Origin of the sequence: Thermogutta sp. (assembly GCF_039793925.1) — a bacterium.
In the GTDB taxonomy this organism is placed as follows: domain Bacteria; phylum Planctomycetota; class Planctomycetia; order Pirellulales; family Thermoguttaceae; genus Thermogutta.
The window spans coordinates 1-1,022 of record NZ_JBAMME010000192.1 but is presented as its reverse complement, the minus strand read 5'-3'; the positions used below and the strand labels follow the sequence as shown (position 1 = coordinate 1,022).

Sequence of the window (1,022 nt, the reverse complement as noted above, 5' to 3'; positions counted from 1 at the left end):
GTCACTTTTTTCGGCGCTTTTTCGTTTTCCGCAACCACGTAGAGCACCTGTTTGCCCGCTTCGAATTTCACCGCCGAATTGGGCACAGACAGCACGGCCGCCTTTTCCGTCAAGACGATGCGGCAATAGGTGGTCATCTCGGGACGCAGCACGGCGGCGTCCTGGGGATCGATGGTGACGATGGCCAGATAGTAGACGATATTGTCCCGGATCACGGGCTGATGGTAAATGTCCACAATCTTTCCAGAAAAAACCCGGTCCGGGTAGGTATCCACGGAATATTCCACCGCCTGTCCCAGCCGAACCCGGCCAATGTCGGTCTCATCCACGTAAATCTGCATCTCCAGCCGGGACGGATCCATGACCACCACCAGATTGGCCGTCTGCAAGCCGGTGACGATGGTTTCCCCCTGCTGGCCGGTGACGTCGGTGACGATGCCGTCGATGGGAGCATAGATGCGCGTGTAGCTCAGGCGAATCTCGTCCTGCTTGAGTTTGGCTTCGGCTTCCTGGAGTTTGGCCGCCGCCACGGCCCTTTGGGTGTCCCATTCCCGGCGGAGCCTCTGAAGGACGGCCTGGGCGGCGTCCCATTCGGACTGGGCCCGGTCCACGGCGTCCCGGGTTGTGTAATCCTCTTGGATGAGGGCTTTTTCCCGCCGCAGGTTGATGTCGGCCAGCCGAAACCGCGCTTCCGCTTCGCGGATCCGTTGCGGGTAGGTGCTTTCCACTTCCTTGAGCGTGCTTCGGGCCGCCTCCACCGCGGCTCTGTCGATGGTCAAGGCTTTCTGGATTTCCCGATCGTCGATGCGGGCGATGAGGTCCCCCTTGCGGACGGCATCGCCCACCCGAACGCGCATCTCTTCAATGGTCCCGGTGGCTCGGGAACCCACCTTAATGAGAGCGCCCACCTGGGATTTGATCATGCCTGTGGCCACGAGCACTTCCCGGATGGAAGCCTTTTCCACCACGGCGGTTTCCAGCACCTGGATGCCGGAAGGAGTCCGCCATTTCCGGTACCCCGC

At 61.1% G+C, this 1,022-nt stretch carries 1 protein-coding gene; it reads right to left on the bottom strand.

The annotated features are described in order from the left end of the window. Nucleotides 1–1,022 (bottom strand): efflux RND transporter periplasmic adaptor subunit (locus ABJK56_RS07025; protein WP_347243955.1); only part of this gene is annotated, 1,022 nt, incomplete at both ends.